Source organism: Sphingobacterium deserti (genome assembly GCF_000757725.1).
GTDB classification, from domain to species: Bacteria; Bacteroidota; Bacteroidia; order Sphingobacteriales; family Sphingobacteriaceae; genus Sphingobacterium; species Sphingobacterium deserti.
Map to the genome: position 1 here is coordinate 88,341 of NZ_JJMU01000033.1, position 7,063 is coordinate 95,403.

Annotated in this window: 4 protein-coding genes; 2 read left to right on the forward strand and 2 right to left on the reverse strand. The window is 42.6% G+C overall.

What is annotated here, in order from left to right; translation table 11 throughout:
• The first annotated feature begins 3 nt into the window (after window positions 1-3).
• A complete protein-coding gene (locus DI53_RS11480; RefSeq protein ID WP_037499360.1) occupies window positions 4-1,233 on the forward strand; it encodes an MFS transporter in 1,230 nt (409 codons plus the stop codon).
• 247 nt (window positions 1,234-1,480) lie between these two features.
• Here the strand turns inward: DI53_RS11480 and DI53_RS11485 are convergent, their stop codons facing one another.
• Together DI53_RS11485 and DI53_RS11490 are read right to left on the reverse strand one after the other, a co-directional pair.
• Window positions 1,481-2,077 (reverse strand): 50S ribosomal protein L25/general stress protein Ctc, encoded by a 597-nt coding sequence (locus DI53_RS11485; RefSeq protein WP_037499362.1) that lies wholly within the window; start codon window positions 2,075-2,077, stop codon window positions 1,481-1,483.
• A 126-nt stretch (window positions 2,078-2,203) separates the two neighbouring features.
• Window positions 2,204-3,160 carry a ribose-phosphate pyrophosphokinase gene (locus DI53_RS11490; protein ID WP_037499365.1) on the reverse strand — a complete coding sequence of 319 codons (957 nt, stop codon included), beginning with the start codon at window positions 3,158-3,160 and terminating at the stop codon, window positions 2,204-2,206.
• A gap of 625 nt (window positions 3,161-3,785) precedes the next feature.
• Here DI53_RS11490 and DI53_RS11505 point away from each other — a divergent pair.
• Window positions 3,786-6,815, forward strand: coding sequence for a DUF2723 domain-containing protein (locus tag DI53_RS11505; RefSeq protein ID WP_037499368.1), 3,030 nt, complete (start codon window positions 3,786-3,788; stop codon window positions 6,813-6,815).
• Window positions 6,816-7,063: the final 248 nt, after the last annotated feature.

Below are 7,063 nucleotides of genomic sequence, written 5' to 3' on the forward strand. Positions count from 1 at the left end.
TACATGAAAAAACATGCTACATTTTACACTTGGTTTGTCGTTGCGGTATTGTGGATTGTTGCCTTCCTCAATTACTTCGATCGCATATTGATTACCTCCATGCGCGATCCTATTGTACAGGAGTTTGAACTTAGTGATGCACAATTTGGTTTGTTGACCACTATATTTCTGGTTGCTTATGGGCTGTTTAGTCCTCTAGGCGGCTTCTTGGCCGATCGATATTCCCGAAAAGGGCTGATTGTCTTCTCGGTACTAGTGTGGTCGGCCATGACGATATGGACCGGCTATTGCCGTTCTTTGGAAGAACTACTGTTGGCCCGGTTTTTAATGGGTGTCAGTGAGGCCTGTTATATTCCGGCAGGCTTGGCCATGATCACCGATTATCACCGCGGTCGTAGCCGCTCGTTGGCTACCGGCCTGCACATGAGCGGCCTTTATGCTGGTATGGCCTTAGGTGGTGTAGGTGGATATATGGCCGATTTATGGGGCTGGCGATTTGGTTTCCATTTGTTTGGTTTTATAGGCGTAGCATACGCTATTTTCCTATTTTTTGTACTAAAGGAGTTTCAAGAAGATCCACAGCCATTGCCGGAAAGTAGGGAAGTTGTGCCACAGAAGATACAACTGCGTGAAACGTTGCACGGTATTTTTCAGTTGCGTTCTTTTTGGTATTTGCTGTTTTATTTTGCTATTCTAGGTATGGCCAATTGGATCGTCAACGGCTGGATGCCTACTTTCCTTCGTCAGCAATTTGATCTCAACTTGGGCGAAGCCGGCCTATCGGCAACGGGCTATATTCAAATCGGTTCTTTGGTAGGCGTAGTAGTCGGTGGAATTCTAGCTGATTATTGGAGTGGCCGATCAGCGCGCGGTCGTCTTTATGCCATCGTGATCGGCTTTGTGCTGGGGGCGCCCGCTTTGTTTCTGCTGTCTTCTAGTACTTTGTTTGGAGCCGCTATCTTAGGTATGTTGCTTTTTGGCCTCGGTCGAGGTTTTAATGATGCGAACTTGATGCCGCTGCTACGGCAGATTGTAGATTCTCGGCATGTCGCCACTGCGTACGGTTTCTTAAACTGTTTAAGCACCATTATCGGAGGTGTTATGGTGTATATTGGGGGTGCTTTAATGGATATGCAAATAGGCCTTTCCCTTATTTATCAGGTGGTGGCGGTGCTACTGCTGTTCGGTACGCTTCTCCTGCTATTCGTGCGTATCCGCAAAGCAGTTTGTTGAGGCGAATTAGCTTAATCGGTTAGCGATGTGCTCCGCTGTAGGGTGGGGAGCTGTGGAGGATATGATACAATTAATATCAACGAAAGTTCGCAATTTAATTTTGCAGTGTTTTTTATGACAATAGGTACGCTACATAGCGCAATTTAAAATCATCTCTTTTTCAAAATAAAAGTGCCTCCAAAAGTATGAAACTTTTGAAGGCACTTTCTTTACGGCATCCCTTTTTAGATAACTAAAAAAGATTAACTTATTTTTTACCGCCTTTTGCTGCTTTCGCTGCTTCTTGCTCTGCTTGACGTAGGGCACGAGACATGATTACAGATACGATAGTATCGTCAGAGTTGTTAAGGATTTTTGCATTTTCTAATGCAATTTGTCTTACACGTACAGATTTACCAACTTCCAAAGATTCCATAGGAACTTCGATTTCTTGCGGAAGATTGTTAGGTAACGCTTTAACCCGTAATCCACGTAACTTCTGTACTAATTTACCACCCATTTTAACACCAGGTGAAGTACCTGTTAATTGGATTGGAATATTTACAGAAACTTCTTTATCGTCGAATAACTCTAAAAAGTCAACATGCGTAACCACATCAGTTAATGGGTGGAATTGTGCATCTTGAACGATAGCTTTAGTTTTTTTGCCATCTAAATCCAACTCTACGAATACTACATCTGGAGTATAAAGAACCGGTTTTAAATCAGCTGCGGATACCGAAAAGTGCGTTTGCTCTTTACCACCGTAAAGTACTGCTGGAATATTTCCTTCGTAACGTAACTCTTTCGAACCTCTTTTCCCTACGCTCTGTCTTACAGAACCGCTAATAGCAATTGATTTCATTGTCTTAATATTATTTTGAGGTGCAAAAATACAGTAAACTTTTTATTAATAAAAGAGTTAGCAAAAATAAAAGGTGGATCAGCTCGATCCACCTTTCATTATAAAGGATAGTGCTCGTTGATGTTTTTACTTAATGTCAAAAAGATCAGATATAGATCCGTGCTCATTGACATTTTTTATTGCATGGGCAAATAGATCTGCTGTCGACAATACGTTGATTTTACTGCAGTTTCCTATTTTCTCCTCGTTCAATCGAATCGTGTCCGTTACAATCATCTCTGTCAAGACGGAGTTTTCAATCGTTTCATACGCTTTTCCCGAAAGGACAGCATGCGTACATACCGCGCGTACAGAATTCGCCCCATTTTCCATAATTAGCGCCGCAGCTTTGGAAAGGGTTCCTGCCGTGTCGCAAATGTCATCAATCAAAACAACATCTTGTCCCTTTACGTCGCCGATGATCGACATCGATTCGATTTCGTTGGCGCGCTTGCGACGTTTATCACAGATAATGACTTCCGCGTTGAAGAATTTTGCAAATGTCCGCGCACGGTACGACCCACCCATGTCTGGGGAAGCGATTGTCAAATTAGGTAAATTCAATGATTTGATGTAAGGAACGAATATGATCGATCCATCTAGGTGATCCATAGGGATATCAAAGAAACCTTGAATTTGCGCTGCATGCAAGTCCATCGTCATGATGCGGTGTGCACCTGCAGCCGTTATCAAGTTTGCCATGAGTTTGGCGCCAATTGCCACGCGAGGCTTGTCTTTTCTGTCCTGACGAGCGAAGCCGAAGTAAGGAACCACTGCAGTTATGTAATGTGCAGATGCCCGTTTAGCGGCGTCAATCATTAGTAAAAGTTCGAAAAGATTGTCGGTAGGTTGGTTGGTGGATTGGATAAGGAAGACGTCGCTTCCGCGAACAGACTCATTATAGAAGGGTTGAATCTCTCCGTCGCTGAATTTAGACAAGGTCTTGTCGCCAAGTGGTTTGCCATAAGATTTGGAGATTTTTTCTGCTAACTCCACTGTTCCCGACCCTGCGAACAGCTTCACCGTGTTAAATTGCAAAGGCATTATGCGTGATTTTATGTTGGATTAACTCAATATTTTCACTGTATCTACCAAATAATGTTCGAGAAAGTTGTCCGACCTGGATTCGAACCAAGACTAAATGAACCAAAATCACTTGTACTACCCTTATACTATCGGACAAAACTTTTCCAAAAGATTCCTTTTGGTATTGGGGGACAAAGTTAGCCAAATGTTTGTGAAAACAAAATACTTTTTAAAGCTATAAAAACGTTGACGCCGAATGGTTTACAACAAAAAAGGAGAACATTTTCATGCTCTCCTTTTTGTTGTCCGACCTGGATTCGAACCAAGACTAAATGAACCAAAATCACTTGTACTACCCTTATACTATCGGACAATCATTTTGTCAACACATATATTGTTCTGTTTTGACGATGCAAATATACGCCTGTTTTTATTTTTTGCAAAACTTTTTTTGCTAAATACACTATCAGGGCTGATTTTCAGGCGGATATTTTTTGTGTTTCCACAATCAGAATCCATTGCACCGATGCACGCCATGTTTGTGATTTTAAAAACTTTCGTTAAAATGTGTAAATAATATTTAATACTCGCTTAGTATTCCTTAATTTCGAACCGTAAAAAAGCATTACCTTATCAAAATAGAATGAATTATAATAAGATTAACAACCTTTTGGGATGGATTTGCGCTGCGATAGCAACGATTGTCTATGTCATGACCGTTGAACGCACGGTTAGTTGGTGGGACTGTGGGGAATTTATTGCTTCGGCTTTAAAAATGCAGATTGTACACCAGCCGGGCGCCCCGCTGTTTCTCATGCTGCAAAATGTGTTTTCAAATTTAGCGATGGGTGATGGAGCTAAAATTGCTTTTTGGATGAATATGGGCTCGGCAATATGCAGCGGGCTGACTATCTTATTCCTATTCTGGACGATCACGGCATTAGGTAGAAAAGTATTTACAGGGTATGCTAGTCATGCTCCTTTGAGCGCTACACAGATGTTTTTGGTGATGGCATCTGGCGTTGTTGGCGCTCTTGCTTATGCTTTTACCGATACATTTTGGTTTTCAGCCGTTGAATCTGAAGTTTACGCCATGTCTTCCCTTTGTACGGCTGTCGTTTTTTGGGGTATTTTGAAATGGGAAGCAAGAGCTGAGGATTTACAGGCAGATAGGTGGTTGATTTTTATAGCGTACGTTATGGGATTATCCATAGGAGTCCACTTGCTGAACCTACTCGTTATTCCGGCTATAGCATTGGTCGTTTATTTCAGAAAGACGAAAGAAAGCACAAGTGCTGGTATTATAAAATCTTTGGCGATTGGGGTTGTGATATTAGGCGTTATCTTATGGGGCGTAATTCAGTTTTCCATTAAGTTTGCCGCATATTTCGACCTATTTTTTGTGAATTCGCTAGGCACTGGTTTCGGTCTTGGCGCAGCGTTTTTCGCAATTTTAGTTATTGGCGGGTTGGTATACGGCATTCTCTATTCAATTAAACAAGGGAAACGCCTATTAAATATCGCGTTGATCAGTACGGTTTTCATTTTATTGGGATATAGCTCTTTTGCCATGATTATGATCCGCGCAAAGGCGAATCCTACATTGAACAACAGTGATCCTGATAATGCTTTTAGCTTTTTGAGTTATTTAAACCGGGAACAGTATGGTGATGAACCTTTGTTTAAGGGGCGCTTCTTTGATTCACGTCCCACGGGCATGGAAGAAGGCAAAAAGGTTTACCGAAAAGATGGTAGTAAATATGTTGTCGCTAAGCGGAACCCTGTTTATACCTACGATAAAGAAACATTGTTCCCACGGATATATAGCGAGAAAGGGGGGCATCCAGAATACTACCGGGAGTATCTCGGCTTGGGACCAAACGAGGCTCCAACTTTTGGGGACAATCTTAAGTTCTTCTTTGGCTACCAGATTGGCCACATGTATGGACGATATTTTCTTTGGAACTTTGCCGGTCGCCAAAACGATCAACAAGGTCACGGTTCTTTTACCGAGGGTAATTGGATAAGCGGTATCAAACCTCTTGATAACGCTTTGTTGGGCGGGCAAGATAAATTACCTACCTCCGCAAAGACAGATCCTTCTAGAAATACCTATTTCTTTTTACCACTTATTATTGGCTTGTTAGGCGCATTTTGGCACTTTGGTAAGCGGCAGCGCGATGCTGGCGTCGTAGGTTTGCTTTTCTTTTTTACAGGAATAGCCATCGTCCTTTACCTGAATCAAACGCCTATGCAACCGCGGGAGCGGGATTATGCCTATGCGGGCTCTTTTTATGCGTTCAGCATTTGGATCGGCTTGGGCGTTTTAGCCATTGCGGAATTCCTTTCCAGAAAAGTAAATGCTAAGGTTGCAGGTTATGCCGCTGCGGCCATTGGGGTCGTGGCAGGGCCGGTAATTTTAATTGCTCAAAATTACGATGACCATAACCGTTCAGAGAAGACATTGGCGCGAGATATGGCGCGGAATTACCTGGAGTCCTGCGCGCCGAATGCAATACTGTTTAGCTATGGTGATAATGACACCTATCCATTATGGTACGTGCAAGAGGTGGAGGGCTTCCGTACGGATGTACGTGTAGTAAACTTAAGTTTGCTAAGTGCAGATTGGTACATGAGGCAAATGATGGAGAAAGTGAATGATGCAGATGCGCTGCCAATCAACATTAACCCCGAGCTGGTAAAAGACGGTGTGCGTGATGTTATTTATTACCAAGACTATAATATTCCCGGCTATGTGCCTGTGAAGACGTTGGTTCAGGTGATGCTGTCTGACAATGCGGATAACAAAGCACAATTGCAAAGCGGCGAGTATGTCAATTTATTGCCGACTAAAAAAATGGAACTGGCGGTAAATAAACAGGACGTTATAGCGAATAAAGTGGTGCCGAAAGATTGGGAATCAGCGATCGTGGACACCATGCGGTGGAACTACAGCCAAAATTACGTAAGTCGTGCCGAATTGTCTATGCTTTCGATTCTCGCCAATAATAATTGGAAACGACCAGTTTATTTTACCATCACAACACCGGAAGATAACTACATGGGACTTGATCGGTATTTGGTAAGCGAAGGCTTTGCATACCGTTTAATGCCAGTAGACTTTGGTCTGAAGGAAGGTGATCCGGCGACTATTCAAAATGTTGATCAAACTTACGACAACATCATGAATAAGTTTACCTGGGGTAATATTGGTAAAGCTTCTTACGTGGATCCAGATTCGTACCGTTACATCAGCATGTATGTGGGCACTATATATGGCGAAACAGCACAACAATTGCTTGCCTCTGGCGAGAATGATAAGGCTAAAAAGCTTGTCATAAATGCATACGACAATATGCCTAAGCGTACCTACCTGATGGGCGAGGCAATGAGTTATGTGCCGTTATTGGAGGTGATGTATAAAGTTGGTGAGACTGCAAAGGCAAATGAAATTGCCAAACGCAACCTTCAATTTATTCGTGAAAATATGGCTTATTATGAAGCGGTGTCTGAAGCGAAATCAAATCTTGAATACCGAAACATGCGGTTCGGGCTCGCTGCTATCCAGCGATATAAACAATTGATGGATCAAATCAATCAGCCAGACCTGAAAAAGCAGTCTGATGAACTGTTTAATGTTTATAGACACTATTTTGAGCAAGGAGCTCAATAGCGAAATAATTTAATGAGAATTTTTGTGATGAGCCCGGTACTGTATCGGGCTCATTGCATTTACATAACTCCTTCCGCATTACGCACTACTCAATACTCAATACCAATCCCCCCCCCCACATCCCTTCCGCCGCATGGCGCAGCAAATTTAGATTTCTGTTTATAGAACAGTTTGTCCATCGCTCAAACCCTTCCGCCGCATGCCGCGGCAGGGCAAATACTTTTGTAAGGGTAAAGTTTTGCATTTTG